Origin of the sequence: Streptomyces sp. B1866, assembly GCF_031932565.1 — a bacterium.
GTDB lineage: Bacteria > Actinomycetota > Actinomycetes > Streptomycetales > Streptomycetaceae > Streptomyces.
In genome coordinates this window covers 1-19,560 of record NZ_JAVSCF010000114.1, presented here as the reverse complement: position 1 = coordinate 19,560, position 19,560 = coordinate 1, and the positions used below count along the sequence as shown (strand labels likewise).

Sequence of the window (19,560 nt, the reverse complement as noted above, 5' to 3'; positions counted from 1 at the left end):
GCACTGCGGCGCGTCGTGGGCCGCCGGGGCCTGGAGCGGGCCCGCGCACCGCGCGCACCGCGCGGGCTCCCGGCAGCGCTCGCAGGCCAGCCCGGGCACGTACCCGCGCCGGGGGACCTGGACCAGCACCGGCCCGCGCGTGAGGCCGTCGCGCACGGTCTGCCAGGCGAGGGTGGGCAGCCGGGCGGCGCGCGCGGCCGGGTCGCGGGACGGCTCGCCGTCTGCGGCGGTGCGCACCAGCGGCGCGGCCGCGCGGACCTGCTCGCGGCCGGCCGTCACGGCCCGGGCCCAGCCGTTCTCCAGCAGCTGGGCCGCCTCCACGGTGCGGCCGAGGTCGCCGAGCAGGAAGCCGGTGCGCTCCCGCACGGCGCGCAGCAGCAGCACCTCCCGCACGTGCGGCTGGGGGGCGTGGTCGTCGCAGTGGCTGGTGTTCCCGTCGTCCCAGACCGCCACCAGGCCGAGGTCCGCCACCGGCGCGAACATCGCCGCCCGGGTGCCGACCACCGCCCGTACGGACCCGCGGCGCACGGCGAGCCAGCGGCGGTAGCGCTCCTTGGGCCCGAGGCCGGCGGTGAGCAGGACGTGCCGCCCGGGGCCGGCCAGCGCGGTCAGCGCCGCGTCCACGCGCGCGGCCGACCGCCCGTCGGGCAGCACCGCGAGGGCGCCGCGCCCGGAGGCCAGGGTCGCGGCCACGGCGGCCGCCAGCTCCGCGGGCCAGTGGGGTCCGGGCAGGGCGGTCCACACGGCGCGCGGGGTGCCGCCCTGAGCGAGCGCGTCCAGCAGGGCGCCGCCCGACGCGTAGCGCGACCAGCCGCCGGGCGGGGGCGGCGCGGGCGCGGGCAGCGGCGGCGGGGACGGCTCGGCCTCGGCCTGGGCGCTGCGGGGCGGCACGGCGAGCTGGAGGACGTCGGCGACGGACCCGGCGTACCGGTCGGCGACGGCCCGGCACAGGTCCAGCAGCTCCGGGGAGAGGACCGGCTCGGGCGAGACCACCTGGGCGAGGGCGGCGAGCGGGCCCGCGTAGTCGGACGCGGCGACGCGGTCCACGAGGAACCCGTCGAGCAGCTTTCCGCCCTCCCGGCGCCCGCCGCGCACCCGGCCCGCCCCGGCGCCGAAGCGCACCCGGACCCGCACGCCGGGCCGGGCCTGGTCGTCCAGGTCGGCCGGGACCGCGTAGTCCCACAGCCGGTCGAGGTGGACCGGGCCCTTGTCCACCAGCACCCGCGCGACGGGCAGCCGTTCGGCGAGCGGCGCGCCGCGCCAGGTGCGCGGGCGGGCGCGGGGTGCGGCGCGGACCGCCTCCCGGATGAGCGCGAGCTGCTCGGCCCCGGGCGGGCGCCGCGCCGCGGGCTCCCGCCGGGGTGCCGGCTCGGGCCGGCCGTTCTCGCCGCTCACGCTTCAAGTCTTAGCAGACGGCACCGACAGCGGCCGCAGCCGCGAAGGCCCGGGCCCCCGCGTGAGGGGAGCCCGGGCCTTCGCGGAACGCCTAGCGGCCGACGGCGGCGCGCAGCGCGTCCACGCGGTCGGTGCGCTCCCAGGTGAAGTCCGGCAGCTCCCGGCCGAAGTGCCCGTACGCCGCGGTCTGGGCGTAGATCGGGCGCAGCAGGTCCAGGTCGCGGATGATGGCGGCCGGGCGGAGGTCGAAGACCTCGGAGATGGCCTGCTCGATCTTCTCCGGCTCGACGGTGGCGGTGCCGAAGGTCTCCACGAACAGGCCGACCGGCTCGGCCTTGCCGATCGCGTAGGCGACCTGCACCTCGCAGCGGGTGGCCAGGCCCGCCGCGACCACGTTCTTGGCGACCCAGCGCATCGCGTACGCCGCGGAGCGGTCGACCTTGGAGGGGTCCTTGCCGGAGAAGGCGCCGCCGCCGTGCCGGGCCATGCCGCCGTAGGTGTCGATGATGATCTTGCGGCCGGTCAGGCCCGCGTCGCCCATCGGGCCGCCGATCTCGAACCGCCCGGTGGGGTTGACCAGCAGGCGGTAGTTCTCGGTGTCCAGCTTGATGCCGTCGCCGACCAGCTCGCCCAGCACGTGCTCGACCACGAACTCGCGGATGTCGGGCGCCAGCAGGGACTCCAGGTCGATGTCGGAGGCGTGCTGCGAGGAGACGACGACGGTGTCCAGGCGGACCGGCTTGTTGCCGTCGTACTCGATGGTGACCTGCGTCTTGCCGTCCGGGCGCAGGTAGGGGATGGTGCCGTTCCTGCGGACCTCCGACAGGCGGCGGGACAGCCGGTGCGCGAGGTTGATCGGCAGCGGCATCAGCTCCGGCGTCTCGTCGCACGCGAAGCCGAACATCAGGCCCTGGTCGCCCGCGCCCTGCTGGTCCAGCTCGTCACCCTCCTCACCACCGGCGGCACCCTCGACGCGCTGCTCGTAGGCGGTGTCGACGCCCTGGGCGATGTCCGGGGACTGCGCGCCGATGGACACCGACACGCCGCAGGAGCCGCCGTCGAAGCCCTTCTTCGAGGAGTCGTAGCCGATGTCGAGGATCTTGTTGCGCACGAGCGACGCGATCGGCGCGTACGCCTTGGTGGTGACCTCTCCGGCCACGTGCACCAGACCGGTGGTGATCAGCGTCTCGACGGCCACGCGCGAGGTGGGGTCCTCCTTCAGGAGGGCGTCGAGGATGGTGTCGCTGATCTGGTCGGCGATCTTGTCAGGGTGGCCCTCGGTCACGGACTCCGAGGTGAACAGGCGGCGGGACACATCGCTCCCTGGGGTTGCAGCGGCTGCTGGCTGTCATGGCTGGACCGCTACGGGAGCTGCGCCCGACACGGTTCCTGCGCCAGTTTATCCGGCGCGTCCTCCGCGTGGGGGCACCGTCCCACGAAGCGGGCACGTCATGAGCGGGAACATACCGCTGTCTGAGCGGAAAAACAGCCCCGGCAACGGGATGGCAAGGAAGCCTTCATGCGCGTCCACGCGTATGAAGATCACCGGATCGCGGCCTTCCGGAGCGCACGGCGGACGCCCCGGAGCGGTACGGACCCGGCGCGCACGGGCCGGACCGTACGGACCCGGCCCGTGACGGACCGGCGACCGTACGGGCCGGGCCGGGGTCGCGGCGTCAGCCGAGGCGGGCGGCGACCAGGTCCCACACGGTGTCCGCCAGGGCCTCCTTCGGCCCGTGCGGCACGGCGGTCTCGGTCCCGTCGGCGGCCAGCACCACCGCCTCGTTGGTGTCCTCACCGAAGGTGCGGCGCTCCCCCACCTCGTTGACCACGAGCAGGTCGCAGCCCTTCCGGGCGAGCTTGGCGCGCCCGTTGGCCAGCACGTCGTCGGTCTCCGCGGCGAACCCGACCACGACCTGGCCGGCGCGCGGCCGGTCGGCGCTCACCTCGGCCAGGATGTCCGGGTTGCGCACGAGGGCGACCGGGTCGGGGTCCCGCCCCTCGGCCTTCTTGATCTTCCCCTCGGCGTACCGCGCGGGCCGGAAGTCCGCCACGGCCGCGGCCATCACCAGGGCGTCGGCGTCCGCCGCGGCCTTCAGCACCGCCTCGCGCAGCTGCGCGGCCGTGCCCACCCGCAGCACGTCGACCCCGGCCGGATCGGGCAGCTCGGTGTTGGCCGCGACGAGCGTGACCCGGGCCCCGCGGGCGACGGCCACGCGGGCCAGCGCGTAGCCCTGGCGGCCGGAGGAGCGGTTGCCCAGGAAGCGCACCGGGTCCAGCGGCTCGCGGGTGCCGCCCGCGCTCACCACCACGTGGCGGCCGGCGAGGTCGGCCCGGACCCCGGCCGCGCCGCGGGCCAGCACCCGGCGGCAGACCTCGAAGATCTCGGCCGGGTCCGGCAGCCGGCCCTTGCCGGTGTCGGCGCCGGTGAGCCGGCCCACGGCGGGCTCGACGACGACGCAGCCGCGGCGGCGCAGCGTGGCCACGTTCTCCTGGGTGGCCGGGTGCTCCCACATCTCGGTGTGCATGGCGGGCGCGAAGACGACCGGGCAGCGGGCGGTCAGCAGCGTGTTGGTGAGCAGGTCGTCGGCGAGGCCGTGGGCGGCCCGGGCGAGCGTGTCGGCGGTGGCCGGGGCGACGACGACGAGGTCGGCCGTCTGGCCGATGCGGACGTGCGGCACGTCGTGCACGCTCGCCCAGACCTCGGTGGCCGCGGGCCGGCCGGACAGGGCCGCCCAGGTGGCCTCGCCGACGAAGCGCAGCGCCGACGCGGTGGGCACGACCTGCACCCGGTGCCCGGACTCGGTGAGGCGGCGCAGCAGCTCGCACGCCTTGTAGGCGGCGATGCCGCCGCTGACGCCCAGGACGACCCGCACGGCGCCCTCAGCCGGCTCCACCATCGCTCCTCGCCTCTCCCCGGCTCCTCGTTGCTCTCGGCTCTCAACGCCGCGCCCGCTCCCCGCGCGCCTGCGCGGGCACACAGACGGCCCGGCAGCGGCGCTGCCGGGCCACGGTGTCGGTGCGCGACGGCCCTACTGGGCCTGGCCCTCGACGGCCTCGGACGTCAGCAGGCCCGCGTTGATCTCGCGCAGCGCGATCGACAGCGGCTTCTCGTGGACGTGCGTGTCCACCAGCGGGCCGACGTACTCCAGCAGGCCCTCGCCGAGCTGGGAGTAGTACGCGTTGATCTGGCGCGCGCGCTTGGCGGCGTAGATCACGAGGCTGTACTTGGAGTCCGTGGCTTCGAGCAGCTCATCGATCGGGGGGTTGATGATGCCCTCGGGAGCGGTGATGGAAGAGGACACTCGATGCCTTCCGGTGGGTGGGTGCTTCTGGGCGGCTCCGCCGGTTCGCCCCGGGCCGCGAGGCCCGGCCGGCGGAGTCGTGGTCGTGTCGTGGTCTGTCGGTGCGTCCGCCGCCGTCCTGCTCAGGGCGCGGCGGGCCCTGACGAGGCAGGGGCGGCCCGCGCCGTACGAGCGGGCGGCGCACCGGGGCGAAATCATACAGCTCGCGTCAAGGCTAGCAGCTCGCGCGACACGTCCTCGACGGAGGTGTTGACCAGGGTGTGGTCGAACTCCGGCTCGGCCGCCAGCTCCGTGCGCGCCGCCTCCAGCCGCCGCTGGACGACCTCGGAGGACTCCGTCCCCCGGCCGGTGAGCCGGCGCACCAGCTCCTCCCAGCTCGGCGGCGCGAGGAAGACCAGGCGGGCCTGCGGCATGGACGCGCGCACCAGCCGCGCGCCCTGGAGGTCGATCTCCAGCAGCACGGGCTCGCCCGCCTGGAGCCGGTCGGCGACCGGGCGGCGCGGCGTGCCGTACCGGTGGCCCGCGAACTCGGCCCACTCCAGCAGCTCGCCGTTGGCGACGAGCTTGTCGAACTCCCCGTCGTCCACGAAGAAGTAGTGGACGCCGTCCCGCTCGCCGGGCCGGGGCCGGCGGGTCGTGGCCGAGACCGAGACCCAGACCTCGGGGTGCTCCGCGCGCAGGTGGGCGACGACCGTGCTCTTGCCGACCCCGGAGGGACCGGAGAGCACGGTCAGCCGCGGGCGTACGTGCGGGGACGGGGGGGTGGCCCCCCGGGAGTCTGCTGCCATGCAGCGATTATTCCAGCTTCCCGCGCGGTGCCGGAAACGTCAGCCGGCGGTGCTGCCGAACTCACGCTCCAGCGACGCGATCTGGTTGGAGCCGAGCCCGCGCACGCGCCGGCTCTCGGAGATGCCGAGCCGCTCCATGATCTGCTTGGCGCGGACCTTGCCGACGCCGGGCAGGGACTCCAGCAGGGCGGAGACCTTCATCTTGCCGATGACGTCGTTCTCCTGGCCCTGCTTGATGACCTCGTGCAGAGAGGCGCCGGAGTGCTTGAGCTGATTCTTGACCTTGGCGCGCTCCCGGCGAGCCGCGGCGGCCTTCTCAAGCGCGGCTGCGCGCTGTTCAGGGGTAAGGGGCGGAAGAGCCACGCCTACGTCACCTCGGATGTCGAACTGTCGGATATGGACCGGTGAGGAACCTAGTCGCCCCTCACCTGGGGGAGCAATGCGCAACGCGCTCGCGCACTGGCTCACGTCGGAGAGTAGCGGCCGTTCCCGCTCCAGTCAGCGAGAACAGTCGAAAAGTCCTGGTCAGACTTGCCCGACCAGGACTTTTCACGACAAAATTAATGGCTTATCCGGCCGCGGCACGCACCTGATCGACAAAACGGGTTGCGGCTTCAATCAATCCGGCCGGGTCCGGGCCGTGCCGCAGCACCCCGCGGCTGACGCTGGGGACCACGTCGCGCACCGCCGCGCCGAAGACCTTCGGCAGGTCCGCCGGGGTGGCGCCCTGCGCGCCGATGCCGGGCGCCAGCAGCGGGCCGCCGATGTCCAGGGAGCCGCCCGCGGCCCGCTCCGGGGCCGTGCCGAGTGTGGCGCCCACCACGGCGCCGCAGGAGCCCCACACGCCCGCGCGGGCGGCCTCGGCGTTCTCCGCCCGCAGGTGGGCGAGCACCCCGGCCGCGACGGTCGGGCCGCCCGCGGACACCGCGTGCTGCACCTCGGCGCCCTCCGGGTTGGAGGTCAGGGCCAGCACGAAGACGCCCGCGCCACCCGCGCGGGCGGCGTCCAGGGCCGGGCGCAGCGCGCCGAAGCCGAGGTACGGGCTGAGGGTGACCGCGTCGCAGCGCAGGGGGCCGGCCGGGTCGAGGTAGGCGGCGGCGTACGCGGCCATGGTGGAGCCGATGTCGCCGCGCTTGACGTCCAGCAGCACCAGCGCCCCGGCGGCGCGCGCGTCGGCGACGGCCCGCTCCAGGACGGCGATCCCGCGCGAGCCGAAACGCTCGTAGAAGGCCGACTGGGGCTTGAGGACGGCCGTGGAGCCGGCGAGCGCGTCGACGGCCGTACGGGTGAACCGCTCCAGGCCCGCGACGTCGTCGGCCAGGCCCCACTCGGCGAGCAGCGCGGGGTGCGGGTCGATGCCGACGCACAGCGGCCCGCGGGTGTCCAGGGCGCGGCGCAGGCGGGCGCCGAACGGCTCGGGCGTCGAGGTCACGGGGTTCCTCCGGGTTCGGGCCGGCCGGTGGCGCGGCGGGCGGCCGGGGCGGCGCCCGCCCCGGGGGCGGGGCGGGCGGCGGCGCCGACGGCGTCGGCGAGGGTGGCGTACGGGCTCGCGGCCAGCCGCCGGGCCAGGCCCCGGTTCAGCCGCCGGCACCACAGCGGTCCGTGGTAGATGAAGCCGGTGTAGCCCTGGACGAGGGTGGCGCCGGCCAGGACGCGCTCCCACACGTCGTCGGCGCTCTCCACGCCGCCGACGCCGACGAGCGTGATCCGGTCGCCGACACGCGCGTACAGGCGGCGCAGCACCTCCAGGGAGCGGTCGCGCAGCGGTGGCCCGGACAGGCCGCCGGGGCCGGCCCGGCCGACCGCGCCCGGGTCGGTGTGCGGCAGGTTGCCGCGGGCGACGGTGGTGTTGGTGGCGATGATGCCGTCGAGGCCCAGGTCGACGGCGAGGTCGGCGACCGCGTCCACGTCCGGGTCCGCGAGGTCCGGCGCGATCTTGACCAGCAGCGGCACGCGGCGGCCGCGTACGGTGCGGTCGGCGGCCTGGCGCACGGCGGTCAGCAGCGGGCGCAGCCGGTCGGCGGCCTGGAGGTCGCGCAGCCCGGGAGTGTTGGGCGAGGAGACGTTGACGACGAGGTAGTCGGCGTGTGCGGCGAGTCGCTCGGTCGAGGTCACGTAGTCGGCGACGGCGTCCTCCTCGGGGACGGCCTTGGTCTTGCCGATGTTGACGCCGACGACGGCGGGGAGGGCCGGGGTGCGGGCCGCGAGGCGGGCGGCCACGGCCGCGGAGCCGTCGTTGTTGAAGCCCATGCGGTTGATCAGCGCGCGGTCGGCCGGCAGCCGGAAGAGCCGGGGCCGGGGGTTGCCGGGCTGGGGCCGGGCGGTGACGGTGCCGACCTCGACGTGGCCGAAGCCGAGCATCGTCAGGCCGTCGATCCCGACGGCGTTCTTGTCGAAGCCCGCGGCCAGGCCGAACGGGCCGGGCAGGTGCAGGCCCAGGGCCGTCACGCGCAGGGCCGCCCCGCGCGGGGCGCACACGCGGGCGGTGAGCGCGCGCAGGACGGGCACGCGCGCGGCGAGCCGGATCCAGGCGAAGGCGAGCCGGTGGGCGCGCTCGGCGTCCATGCGGCGGAAGACGAGGCGGAACAGGAGGGCGTACATGCGTCGGGCTTTNCGCTCGGCGTCCATGCGGCGGAAGACGAGGCGGAACAGGAGGGCGTACATGCGTCGGGCTTTCTGGCGGGGGTTCGCGGGAGGGCCGGGGGCGGTCGGCGGCGCGGGCGGGTGCGCCCGCGCCGCCGGCCGGGCTACTCCTCGCGCGCGGCGGCCAGGAACCGGGCGTGCTCCTGGAGGGAGAGCACCCCGACCTCGCCGCGGCCGGACGCCTCGATGCCCTGGACGGCGGCGGCCAGGGCCTGGACGGTGGTCAGGCAGGGCACGCCGCGGGCGACGGCCGCGGTGCGGATGTCGTAGCCGTCCAGGCGGCTGCCGGTGCCGTAGGGCGTGTTGACGATGAGGTCGACGTGCCCGTCGTGGATGAGCTGGACGATGGTCGGCTCGCCGTCCGGTCCCTCGCCCTCGCTGTGCTTGCGTACGACGGTGGCGGTGATGCCGTTGCGGCGCAGTACCTCGGCGGTGCCGGAGGTGGCCAGCAGCTCGAAGCCCATGGCGACCAGTTCGCGGGCCGGGAAGATCATCGAGCGCTTGTCGCGGTTGGCGACGGACACGAACGCGCGGCCCTTGGTGGGCAGCGCGCCGTACGCGCCGGCCTGGGACTTGGCGTAGGCGGTGCCGAAGACGGAGTCGATGCCCATGACCTCGCCGGTGGAGCGCATCTCCGGGCCCAGGACGGTGTCCACGGTCCGCCCCGCGGGGTCGCGGAAGCGGCTGAAGGGCATGACCGCCTCCTTGACGGAGATCGGCGCGTCCAGCGGGAGGGTGCCGCCGTCGCCGCGTGCGGGCAGCAGGCCCTCGGCGCGCAGTTCGGCGATGGTGGCGCCCAGCGAGATGCGGGCGGCGGCCTTGGCCAGCGGCACGGCGGTGGCCTTGGAGGTGAACGGGACGGTGCGGGAGGCGCGGGGGTTGGCCTCCAGCACGTACAGGATGTCCCCGGCGAGGGCGAACTGGATGTTGATCAGGCCGCGTACGCCGACGCCGCGGGCGATGGCCTCGGTGGAGGCCCGCAGCCGCTTGATGTCGTGCCCGCCGAGGGTGATGGGCGGCAGCGCGCAGGCGGAGTCGCCGGAGTGGATGCCGGCTTCCTCGATGTGCTCCATGACGCCGCCGAGGTACAGCTCGTGGCCGTCGTAGAGGGCGTCGACGTCGATCTCGACGGCGTCGTCGAGGAAGCGGTCGATGAGCACGGGGTGCTCGGCGATCAGGCCGGCGTGCCGCTGGAGGTAGGCGGCGAGTGAGGGCTCGTCGTAGACGATCTCCATGCCGCGCCCGCCGAGCACGTAGCTGGGGCGGACCATGACGGGGTAGCCGATCTCGGCGGCGATGCCCTGAGCCTGGTCGAAGGAGAAGGCGGTGCCGTACTTCGGCGCCGGCAGCCCGGCCTCGGCCAGCACCCGGCCGAAGGCGCCGCGCTCCTCGGCGAGGTGGATGGCCTCGGGCGAGGTGCCCGCGACGGGCACGCCGTTGTCCTTCAGGGCCTGGGCCAGGCCCAGCGGGGTCTGGCCGCCGAGCTGGACGATGACACCCGCGACGGGGCCGGCCTGGGTCTCGGCGTGCACGACCTCCAGCACGTCCTCCAGGGTCAGCGGCTCGAAGTAGAGCCGGTCGGAGGTGTCGTAGTCGGTGGAGACGGTCTCGGGGTTGCAGTTGACCATGACGGTCTCGTAGCCCGCGTCGTGCAGTGCGAAGGAGGCGTGCACGCAGGAGTAGTCGAACTCGATGCCCTGGCCGATGCGGTTGGGCCCGGAGCCGAGGATGATCACGGCCGGTTTGGTGCGGGGCGCGACCTCGCTCTCCTCGTCGTAGGAGGAGTAGAAGTACGGCGTGCGGGCGGCGAACTCGGCGGCGCAGGTGTCGACGGTCTTGTAGACCGGCCGTACGCCCAGGGCGTGCCGCACCTGGCGCACGACCTCCTCGCGCAGGCCCCGGATGCCGGCGATCTGGGCGTCGGAGAAGCCGTGCCGCTTGGCCTCGTACAGCAGCTCGGGGCCGAGCTGCTCGGCGGCGGCCAGCTCGTCGGCGGTCTCCTTGAGCAGGAAGAGCTGGTCGATGAACCAGGGGTCGATCTTCGTCGCCTCGAAGACCTCCGCGGGGGTGGCGCCGGCGCGGATCGCGTCCATGACGGTGTTGATCCGGCCGTCGGTGGGCACGGCCGCGCGGACCAGCAGGTCCTCCTTGGCGCCCAGCTCGCGCGGGTCGCCGGCGAAGGAGAACTGGCTGCCCTTCTTCTCCAGGGAGCGCAGCGCCTTCTGGAGGGCCTCGGTGAAGTTGCGGCCGACGGCCATGGCCTCGCCGACGGACTTCATGGTGGTGGTCAGCCGGGCGTCGGCGGCCGGGAACTTCTCGAACGCGAAGCGCGGCACCTTCACGACCACGTAGTCGAGCGTGGGCTCGAAGGAGGCCGGGGTCTGCTCGGTGATGTCGTTGGGGATCTCGTCCAGGGTGTAGCCGACGGCGAGCCGCGCGGCGATCTTGGCGATGGGGAAGCCGGTGGCCTTGGACGCGAGCGCCGAGGAGCGGGAGACGCGCGGGTTCATCTCGATGACGATGACCCGGCCGTCCTCGGGGTTGACGGCGAACTGGATGTTGCAGCCGCCGGTGTCGACGCCGACCTCGCGGATGACGGCGATGCCGATGTCGCGCAGGATCTGGTACTCGCGGTCGGTGAGCGTCATCGCCGGGGCCACGGTGATCGAGTCGCCGGTGTGCACGCCCATCGGGTCGAGGTTCTCGATGGAGCAGACGACCACGACGTTGTCGTTGCGGTCGCGCATCAGCTCCAGCTCGTACTCCTTCCAGCCGAGGATGGACTCCTCCAGCAGCACCTCGGTGGTGGGCGACAGGGCCAGGCCCTGGCCGGCGATGCGGCGCAGCTCCTCCTCGTCGTGGGCGAAGCCGGAGCCGGCGCCGCCCATGGTGAAGGACGGGCGGACCACGACCGGGTAGCCGCCGAGTTCGTCGACGCCGGCCAGCACCTCCTCCATCGAGTGGCAGATGACCGAGCGGGCGGACTCGCCGTGCCCGATCCGGGCGGCCACGGCGGCGACGACGTCCTTGAACCGGTCGCGGTCCTCGCCCTTGTGGATGGCCTCGACGTTGGCGCCGATCAGCTCCACGCCGTAGCGCTGGAGGGTGCCCGCCTCGTGCAGGGCGATGGCGGTGTTGAGCGCGGTCTGGCCGCCGAGGGTGGGCAGCAGCGCGTCGGGCCGCTCCTTGGCGATGATCTTCTCGACGAAGTCCGGGGTGATCGGCTCGACGTAGGTGGCGTCGGCGACCTCCGGGTCGGTCATGATCGTGGCCGGGTTGGAGTTGACCAGGACCACCCGCAGGCCCTCGGCCTTCAGGACACGGCAGGCCTGGGTGCCGGAGTAGTCGAACTCGGCGGCCTGGCCGATGACGATCGGCCCGGAGCCGATGACCAGAACGGACTGGATGTCGGTGCGTTTAGGCACGCCGGTCCTCCATCAGGGAGACGAAGCGGTCGAACAGGTACGCGGCGTCGTGCGGCCCCGCGGCGGCCTCGGGGTGGTACTGGACGCTGAAGGCGGGGCGGTCGAGCAGCCGCAGCCCCTCGACCACGTTGTCGTTGAGGCAGACGTGGGAGACCTCGGCCCGGCCGTAGGGGGTGTCGGAGATCCGGTCCAGGGGGGCGTCGACGGCGAAGCCGTGGTTGTGCGCGGTGACCTCGACCTTGCCGGTGGCCAGGTCCTTCACCGGCTGGTTGATGCCGCGGTGGCCGTACTTGAGCTTGTACGTGCCGAAGCCCAGCGCACGGCCGAGGATCTGGTTGCCGAAGCAGATGCCGAACAGCGGGGTGCCCCGCTCCAGCACGGCCCGCATCACCGCGACCGGGTGGTCGGCGGTGGCCGGGTCGCCGGGCCCGTTGGAGAAGAACACGCCGTCCGGCCCGGCCGCGTACACCTCCTCCACGGTCGCGGTGGCGGGCAGCACGTGCACCTCGATGCCCCGCTCGGCCATCCGGTGCGGCGTCATCCCCTTGATGCCCAGGTCCACCGCGGCGACGGTGAACCGCCTGGGCCCGATGGCCGGGACGACGTACGGCTCGCTGGTGGCGACCTCGGCGCACAGGTCGGCGCCCGCCATCGGCGGCGCCTGGCGGACCCTGGCCAGCAGCGCGGCCTCGTCGTCGATCGCGTCGCCGGAGAAGATGCCCACCCGCATGGCGCCGCGCTCGCGCAGGTGGCGGGTGAGCGCGCGGGTGTCGACGCCGCAGATGCCGACGACGCCCTGAGCGGTCAGCTCCTCGTCCAGGGAGCGCACGGAGCGCCAGTTGGACGGGACGCGGGCGGGATCGCGCACCACGTAGCCGGCCACCCAGACGCGCCGGGACTCCGGGTCCTCGTCGTTGACGCCGGTGTTGCCGACGTGCGGCGCGGTCATCACCACGACCTGCCGGTGGTAGGACGGGTCGGTCAGGGTCTCCTGGTAGCCGGTCATACCGGTGGAGAACACGGCCTCGCCCAGGGTCTGCCCCACCGCACCGTAGGCGCGGCCGCGGAAGGTGCGGCCGTCCTCCAGGACGAGCACGGCGGGGGCCTTGGCGCGGCCGGGGACTGCGGCGGGGGTCATCAGGCGCCTTCCTGGGTCGGGGCTGGGGTCGGGGGCGGGGGGGGTGGCGGCCGTACGGCGGGGCCGGGGGGCGCGGGTCACGTCAGCCTCCCGTCGGCGACGGTGGCCCGGCCGCGCAGGAAGGTGTGGGTGACCCGGCCGGGCAGCTCGCGGCCGGCGTAGGGGGTGTTGCGGCTGCGGGAGGCGAAGCGGGCCGGGTCCACCGCGGCGCGGTGGGCGGGGTCGACCAGGGTGAGGTTGGCCGGCTCGCCGGGCGCGACCGGGCGGCCGTGGCCGGACAGGCGGCCGATGACGGAGGGGCGCACGGACATCCGGTCGGCGACGCCCGCCCAGTCCAGCAGGCCGGTGTCGACCATGGTGTGCTGGACGACGGACAGCGCGGTCTCCAGGCCGACCATGCCCATGGCCGCGGCGCCCCACTCGCAGTCCTTGTCCTCGTGCGGGTGGGGGGCGTGGTCGGTGGCCACGCAGTCGATGGTGCCGTCGGCGAGCGCCTGGCGCAGGGCGAGCACGTCGGCCTCGGTGCGCAGCGGCGGGTTGACCTTGTAGACCGGGTCGTAGGAGCGCACGAGTTCGTCGGTGAGCAGCAGGTGGTGCGGGGTGACCTCGGCGGTGACGTCCCAGCCCTTGGACTTGGCCCAGCGGACGATCTCCACCGAGCCGGCGGTGGACAGGTGGCAGATGTGCACGCGGGAGCCGACGTGCGCGGCGAGCAGCACGTCCCGGGCGATGATCGACTCCTCGGCGACGGCGGGCCAGCCGGCCAGGCCCAGCTCGGCGGAGACGGCGCCCTCGTTCATCTGGGCGCCCTCGGTCAGCCGCGGCTCCTGGGCGTGCTGGGCGATGACGCCGTCGAAGGCCTTCACGTACTCCAGCGCGCGGCGCATGATCACCGCGTCGTCCACGCACTTGCCGTCGTCGGAGAAGACCCGCACGCCGGCCGCGGACTCGTGCATGGCGCCCAGCTCGGCGAGCTTCTGCCCCTCCAGGCCGACGGTCACCGCGCCCACCGGCCGCACGTCGCAGTATCCGTGGGCGCGGCCGAGCCGCCAGACCTGCTCCACCACGCCCGCGGTGTCCGCGACGGGGAAGGTGTTGGCCATGGCGTGCACGGCGGTGAAGCCGCCGAGGGCCGCGGCGCGGGTGCCGGTGAGGACGGTCTCGGAGTCCTCCCGGCCGGGTTCGCGCAGGTGGGTGTGCAGGTCCACCAGGCCGGGCAGCAGGACCTGGCCGGCCGCGTCGATCACGGCGGCGCCGTCGGCGGGCAGGTCCGCGCCGACCGCGGCGACGGTCTCGCCCTCGATGAGGACGTCGCGCGGCTCGCCGCCGAGGAGACGCGCGCCGCGCAGCAGGGTCCTGCCGCCGGGCTGGCTGGTGCTGTCGGTCACGGGTGGCTCCTCGGGGCGGGGGGTTGCGGGGGCTGGGGCGGGTTCACTGGGGACGGGCGGGGGCGGCCGCGGGGCCGTTGCCGCCCAGCAGCAGGTACAGCACGGCCATGCGGACGCTGACGCCGCCGGCGACCTGCTCGACGGCGGTGCAGCGCGGCGAGTCGGCGACCTCGGCGGTGATCTCCATGCCGCGGTTCATCGGCCCGGGGTGCATGACGATGGCGTGCTCGGGCATGCGGGCCATCCGCTCGCCGTTCAGGCCGTACCGGCGCGCGTATTCGCGCTCGGTGGGGAAGTAGGCGGCGTGCATGCGCTCGCGCTGGACGCGCAGCATCATCACCGCGTCGGACTTGCCAATGACCGCGTCGAGGTCGTAGCCGGTCTCGCACGGCCAGCGCGCCACGCCCAGCGGCATCAGGGTGGGCGGGGCGACGAGCGTGACCTCGGCGCCGAGGGTGCTCAGCAGGTGGACGCCCGACCGGGCCACGCGGCTGTGCAGGATGTCGCCGACGATCGTCACGCGGCGGCCGGCGAGGTCCTGGCCGGGGCCGCCGCCGAGGCGGCGGCGGATGGTGAAGGCGTCCAGGAGGGCCTGGGTGGGGTGCTCGTGCGTGCCGTCGCCCGCGTTGACGACCGAGCCGCCGATCCAGCCGGAGGTGGCCAGCCGGTGCGGCGCGCCGGAGTCGTGGTGCCGGATGACGACGGCGTCGGCGCCCATCGCCTCCAGGGTGAGCGCGGTGTCCTTCAGGGACTCGCCCTTGGACACCGACGAGCCCTTCGCCGAGAAGTTGATCACATCGGCGGACAGCCGCTTGGCGGCGGCCTCGAAGGAGATGCGGGTGCGGGTGGAGTCCTCGAAGAACAGGTTCACGACGGTGCGGCCGCGCAGGGTCGGCAGCTTCTTGATCGGCCGGTCCGCGACCCGGTCCAGCTCCTCGGCGGTGTCGAGGATCAGCACGGCGTCGTCGCGTGTGAGGTCGGCGGCCGAGATGAGGTGGCGCTTCATCCGGTTGCTCCGTTGGTTTCGATCGGCATGACGGGTATGTCCGGCAGGTTGGCGCACGCGGCCCGGGGCCCGGGCGGACGCCGGGCGGCGGGCCGTGCGGGATGCGCTAGCGCTCGCCTGCCGGGGCGGCGGGCCGCACGCCGAGGAGCACGCTGTCGCGCCCGTCCTCCTCGGTGAGCTGGACCCGGACCGTCTCCCGCAGCGACGTGGGGAGGTTCTTGCCGACGTAGTCGGCGCGGATCGGCAGTTCGCGGTGGCCCCGGTCGACCAGCACCGCGAGCTGCACGGCGCGCGGGCGGCCGATGTCGCCCAGGGCGTCCAGGGCGGCGCGGATCGTGCGGCCGGAGAAGAGCACGTCGTCCACGAGCACCACCAGCCGGCCCTCGACGCCCTCGGCCGGGATCTCGGTGCGCGCGAGCGCGCGGGCCGGACGCAGTCGCAAATCGTCGCGGTACATGGTGATGTCGAGAGAGCCCACTGGGACCTTACGCCCGGTGATCTCGTCCAGCTTGGCGGCCAGCCGGCGGGCCAGGAAGACGCCCCGGGTGGGAATGCCGAGAAGCACCACGTCGTCGGCGCCCTTGGCGCGCTCGACGATCTCGTGGGCGATACGGGTCAGGACCCGCGCGATGTCCGGTGCTTCGAGCACCGAGCGCGCGGCCGTGGAAGTGTTCGCGTCCATAAGGGAGCGGACCTCCTTCTCCGCCTCACGGGACGGACGTTAAAGGACGTCGGAATGCGCCATTCACCCTACCAGGGCCCGCTGGGACGCACGGCGGCGGCCCGGCGGAAACCCCCTCCCGCTCCGTTCGGCTTGACGAATGGAGATTACGCTGCGTAACCTCACAGTGAGTAACAGCCACGCGGCGGAGCCGCATGATTGATACCAAGTCCGGGGAGCCTTATGTCCAGCGAATACGCCAAACAGCTCGGGGCCAAGCTCCGCGCCATCCGCACCCAGCAGGGCCTCTCCCTCCACGGCGTCGAGGAGAAGTCCCAGGGCCGCTGGAAGGCCGTGGTGGTCGGTTCCTACGAGCGCGGCGACCGCGCCGTGACCGTGCAGCGCCTGGCCGAGCTGGCCGACTTCTACGGCGTCCCGGTGCAGGAGCTGCTGCCGGGCACCAGCCCGGCCGGTGCGGCCGAGCCGCCGCCGAAGCTGGTGCTCGACCTTGAGCGGCTGGCCCACGTGCCGGTCGAGAAGGCGGGGCCGCTCCAGCGGTACGCCGCGACGATCCAGAGCCAGCGCGGCGACTACAACGGCAAGGTGCTGTCCATCCGGCAGGACGACCTGCGCACTCTCGCCGTGATCTACGACCAGTCGCCCTCGGTTCTGACCGAGCAGCTCATCAGCTGGGGCGTGCTGGGTGCGGACGCGCGCCGCGCGGTCCAGCACGAGGACGTCTGACCGGTCTGACCGGTCTGATCGGGCTGTCCGATCGGGCCGCGCGGCGGCCGCCGACCGGCGCCGCGGCCGCCCCAAACCCGGCGGGGCGGCCGCGCCCGGCCGCCCCGCCGCTCCGGGCCTCTACCGCCCGCCGTCCACCGGGCGGGGGCCGCCGGCCGCGGGCTGCCCGTCGCGGCGCAGGCTGGGCTTGATCTCCTGGAAGCGGCCCAGCAGGCCGTTGACGAAGGACGGCGACTCGTCGGTGGAGAACTCCCTGGCGAGCTGCACCGCCTCGTCGATCGCCACCGCGTCCGGCGTCTCGTCCTCCCACACCAGCTCGTAGGCGGCCAGGCGCAGGATGTTCCGGTCCACCACCGGCATCCGGTCCAGCGCCCAGCCCACCGCGTAGGTGGAGATCAGCTCGTCGATGCGCTCGGCGTACTGGTCGTATCCCTCCACCAGCCGCGCGGTGTAGGCGTTGACGGGAGGCTGCCGGTCGTCGGTCTGCGCGTGGCGTATCCAGTCCGCGAGGACCGTCCGCACTCCGGCACCGCGCTGGTCGGCCTCGAAGAGGATCTGAAAGGCACGCTTGCGGGCCTTGTTGCGGGCGGCCACGGTCAGCTGTTCACCCGGCCGAGGTAGTCACCCGAGCGGGTGTCCACCTTGATCTTCTCGCCCGTGGTGATGAACAGCGGGACGCCGATCTCGTACCCGGTCTCCAGCCTGGCGGGCTTGGTGCCGCCGGTGGACCGGTCGCCCTGCACGCCGGGCTCGGTGTACTCCACCACCAGCTCGACGGCCGTCGGCAGCTCCACGTACAGCGGGTTGCCCTCGTACATGGCCACCACCGCCTCGAAGCCCTCCAGCAGGTACCGGGCGGCGTCGCCGACGACCTCGGGCGTGACGTAGATCTGGTCGTAGGTGTCCATGTCCATGAACACGAAGCTCTCGCCGTCCTTGTACGAGAACTGCATGCCGCGCTTGTCGACGTTGGCCGTCTCCACCTTCACCCCGGCGTTGAAGGTCTTGTCGACCACCTTGCCCGAGAGCACGTTCTTCAGCTTGGTGCGGACGAAGGCCGGGCCCTTGCCGGGCTTGACGTGCTGGAACTCGACGACGGACCACAGCTGGTCGCCGTCGAGCTTCAGCACGAGGCCGTTCTTGAGGTCGTTCGTGGTGGCCACGGTGTTCGGATTCTCCTGGACTGCCGCTGGTGAGACCGGTGAACGCCCGCGCCGGGCCGGTGACGGCTCACAGCGCGAGGAGCTCCTTGGTCGTGATGGTGAGGAGCTCTGGCCCCCCGTCCGCCTGCGGGCGGACGACGAGCGTGTCGTCGATGCGGACACCGCCCCGGCCCGGGATGTGGACCCCCGGCTCGACGGTGACCGGCACACAAGCGTCCAGTTTACCCATGGCCGAGGGTGTCAACCGAGGGTCTTCGTCTATTTCGAGTCCCACGCCGTGTCCCATGCCCGGCCCCGCCCCGTCGCCGTATCCGGCCGCGTCCAGCACGTGCCGCGCCGCCCGGTCCACGTCCCGGCAGGCCCGGCCCGGGGACAGCGCCTCCCGGCCGGCCCGCTGCGCGGCGAAGACGACGTCGTACAGCTCGATCTGCCAGTCGGCGGGCGAGGTGCCGATGACGAACGTCCGGCCCACCTCGCAGCGGTAGCCCTGGTAGTCGGCGCCCAGGCAGATGCTCAGGAAGTCGCCCTCCTCCACGCGCCGGTCGGTGGGCGTGTGCACGGCCCGGCCCGCGTGCGGGCCGGCGGCGACGATGGTGGGGAAGGCCGAGCCGTCCGCGCCGTGGTCGACCAGGCGGCGCTCCAGCTCCAGTGCCAGGTGCCGCTCGGTGCGGCCGACCAGGATCGACTCCAGCAGCTCCCCGAGCGCCTGGTCGGCGATCTCGGCGGCGATACGCAGGCAGGCGATCTCCTGCTCGTCCTTGACCAGGCGGGCCTGCTCCACGGCCCGGCCCAGGTCGGCCAGGCGCAGCCCGGGGGCGGCGGCGCGCAGCGCGCGGTGCCGGGTCACCGTCAGGTGGTGCTCCTCCACGGCGAGCGCCCCGGCGCCGTCCGCGGCGGCCAGGTCGGCGGCGGTCGCGGCCGGGTCGGCCGCGGGGTCGGGCAGCAGCAGCACCCGCAGCCCCTCGGGCAGCGGCCCGCTCCCGGGATCCCAGGCGGGCGTCGGGGCGGCCACCAGCACGTCCTGGACCGGCCCGAGGAGCAGGGCGGAGCGGGCGGGCGCGACGCCGCACAGGTAGCGCACGTTCGCGGGGCGGCTCACCAGCGCGGCCTCGGCGCCCGCCGCCGCGGTCTGCTCGCGCAGCCGCGCACGGCGGGGCGCGTACACCTCGGACATGCCTCCGAGCGTACGGACCGGCGGGCTCCGCGTCCGGTCGGGGGGGCCGGATGGGCGGTACGGCCGCCGCCCGCTACCAGCTGGGCGGGCTGGCCAGGCTGCGCGCGACGACCTCGTCGAGCAGGCGGGCGGTGGTCTTCACGTCGTACGCGGAGTTGTCGATGATCGGCAGGCCGGAGCCGTACCAGCCGGCCATCCGGCCGTGGATGCGCGCCACCTCCTCGTCGCTGAGCCGGCGGTTGCCGGTGCGGGCGGCGTTGCGCTCCAGCACCACCTCCAGGCCGGGCAGGACGACGACGGGTAGCAGGCCGGGGCCGACGTGCCGCTTCCAGCCGCCGAGGCCGACGGCCGGGCGGTCGGGGAAGACGGCGTCGTCGAGGATGCACGATATGCCGTTGGCCAGGAAGTTGCGGGCGGCGAACCCGCAGGTGCGGCGGGCGAGGCGGTACTGGGCCTCGGAGTGCTCGTTCCACCCGGACTGGGGATTGGCGTAGCCGGACCTGACCCACTCGCGGACGTCGTCCAGGCTGATGTGCGCGGTCGGCACCTGCCGCCGGTCGGCCCAGTACCGGGCGAGCGTCGTCTTGCCGGCGCCCGCCGGGCCGATGAGCAGCACGGCCACCGCCGCCCGGGACGCGTCGGCCACGGCCGGGCCGGGCGGCAGCGGCACCGGGCCCGCGGGCGGCAGGTGCAGGTGGCCGGTGGCGGCCGGGTCGCCGGGCGGCGCGGG

General features: G+C 74.2%; 17 protein-coding genes and 1 pseudogene. 1 reads left to right on the top strand and 17 read right to left on the bottom strand.

Annotation, left to right across the window (positions count from 1 at the left end; all coding sequences use genetic code 11):
- The 13 genes and pseudogenes from RKE29_RS16530 to pyrR all read right to left on the bottom strand — a co-directional run.
- Positions 1–1,308 (bottom strand): annotated as a pseudogene (locus RKE29_RS16530) (primosome assembly protein PriA); the annotation flags it as partial.
- Positions 1,309–1,486: 178 nt separating this feature from the next.
- A complete protein-coding gene (metK, locus tag RKE29_RS16525) occupies positions 1,487–2,710 on the bottom strand; it encodes a methionine adenosyltransferase (protein ID WP_312006164.1) in 1,224 nt (407 codons plus the stop codon).
- 361 nt (positions 2,711–3,071) lie between these two features.
- Positions 3,072–4,295: a bifunctional phosphopantothenoylcysteine decarboxylase/phosphopantothenate--cysteine ligase CoaBC gene (gene coaBC, locus RKE29_RS16520; RefSeq protein WP_312006163.1), complete on the bottom strand. Its 1,224-nt coding sequence runs from the start codon at positions 4,293–4,295 to the stop codon at positions 3,072–3,074.
- Between the two features lie 132 nt (positions 4,296–4,427).
- Positions 4,428–4,700 carry a DNA-directed RNA polymerase subunit omega gene (gene rpoZ, locus RKE29_RS16515; protein WP_312006162.1) on the bottom strand — a complete coding sequence of 91 codons (273 nt, stop codon included), beginning with the start codon at positions 4,698–4,700 and terminating at the stop codon, positions 4,428–4,430.
- A gap of 194 nt (positions 4,701–4,894) precedes the next feature.
- Complete coding sequence (gene gmk, locus RKE29_RS16510; RefSeq protein WP_312006161.1) at positions 4,895–5,488, bottom strand: guanylate kinase; 594 nt, start codon at positions 5,486–5,488, stop codon at positions 4,895–4,897.
- Between the two features lie 39 nt (positions 5,489–5,527).
- Positions 5,528–5,851: an integration host factor gene (locus RKE29_RS16505; protein ID WP_312006160.1), complete on the bottom strand. Its 324-nt coding sequence runs from the start codon at positions 5,849–5,851 to the stop codon at positions 5,528–5,530.
- 205 nt (positions 5,852–6,056) lie between these two features.
- Positions 6,057–6,920, bottom strand: a complete 864-nt coding sequence (gene pyrF, locus RKE29_RS16500; RefSeq protein WP_312006159.1) for an orotidine-5'-phosphate decarboxylase — start codon at positions 6,918–6,920, stop codon at positions 6,057–6,059.
- Positions 6,917–8,089 carry a quinone-dependent dihydroorotate dehydrogenase gene (locus RKE29_RS16495; protein WP_312006165.1) on the bottom strand — a complete coding sequence of 391 codons (1,173 nt, stop codon included), beginning with the start codon at positions 8,087–8,089 and terminating at the stop codon, positions 6,917–6,919. The genes pyrF and RKE29_RS16495 overlap by 4 nt, the downstream gene beginning before the upstream one ends.
- Before the next feature lie 146 nt (positions 8,090–8,235).
- Positions 8,236–11,556, bottom strand: coding sequence for a carbamoyl-phosphate synthase large subunit (gene carB / locus RKE29_RS16490; protein WP_312006158.1), 3,321 nt, complete (start codon positions 11,554–11,556; stop codon positions 8,236–8,238).
- Positions 11,549–12,694, bottom strand: coding sequence for a glutamine-hydrolyzing carbamoyl-phosphate synthase small subunit (gene carA, locus RKE29_RS16485; RefSeq protein WP_312006157.1), 1,146 nt, complete (start codon positions 12,692–12,694; stop codon positions 11,549–11,551). Before carA ends, carB begins: the two co-directional genes overlap by 8 nt.
- A 77-nt stretch (positions 12,695–12,771) precedes the next feature.
- The gene (locus tag RKE29_RS16480) at positions 12,772–14,082 is read right to left on the bottom strand and encodes a dihydroorotase (protein WP_312006156.1); all 1,311 of its coding nucleotides are present in this window, start codon (positions 14,080–14,082) and stop codon (positions 12,772–12,774) included.
- A gap of 43 nt (positions 14,083–14,125) precedes the next feature.
- Positions 14,126–15,088 (bottom strand): aspartate carbamoyltransferase catalytic subunit, encoded by a 963-nt coding sequence (locus RKE29_RS16475; protein ID WP_312006155.1) that lies wholly within the window; start codon positions 15,086–15,088, stop codon positions 14,126–14,128.
- A 106-nt stretch (positions 15,089–15,194) separates the two neighbouring features.
- Positions 15,195–15,770 carry a bifunctional pyr operon transcriptional regulator/uracil phosphoribosyltransferase PyrR gene (pyrR, locus tag RKE29_RS16470; RefSeq protein WP_312006154.1) on the bottom strand — a complete coding sequence of 192 codons (576 nt, stop codon included), beginning with the start codon at positions 15,768–15,770 and terminating at the stop codon, positions 15,195–15,197.
- A gap of 222 nt (positions 15,771–15,992) precedes the next feature.
- Between pyrR and bldD the strand changes: the two genes are divergently transcribed.
- Positions 15,993–16,493, top strand: a complete 501-nt coding sequence (gene bldD / locus RKE29_RS16465) for a transcriptional regulator BldD (RefSeq protein WP_014056259.1) — start codon at positions 15,993–15,995, stop codon at positions 16,491–16,493.
- Positions 16,494–16,613: 120 nt separating this feature from the next.
- Here the strand turns inward: bldD and nusB are convergent, their stop codons facing one another.
- The 4 genes from nusB to RKE29_RS16445 form a co-directional block, all read right to left on the bottom strand.
- A complete protein-coding gene (gene nusB / locus RKE29_RS16460) occupies positions 16,614–17,087 on the bottom strand; it encodes a transcription antitermination factor NusB (RefSeq protein WP_312006153.1) in 474 nt (157 codons plus the stop codon).
- A 2-nt stretch (positions 17,088–17,089) separates the two neighbouring features.
- Positions 17,090–17,656, bottom strand: coding sequence for an elongation factor P (efp, locus tag RKE29_RS16455; RefSeq protein ID WP_312006152.1), 567 nt, complete (start codon positions 17,654–17,656; stop codon positions 17,090–17,092).
- 67 nt (positions 17,657–17,723) lie between these two features.
- A complete protein-coding gene (locus tag RKE29_RS16450; protein ID WP_312006151.1) occupies positions 17,724–18,830 on the bottom strand; it encodes an aminopeptidase P family protein in 1,107 nt (368 codons plus the stop codon).
- A 73-nt stretch (positions 18,831–18,903) separates the two neighbouring features.
- Positions 18,904–19,560: AAA family ATPase (locus RKE29_RS16445; protein WP_312006150.1), on the bottom strand; the 657-nt coding region annotated here is incomplete at its 5' end.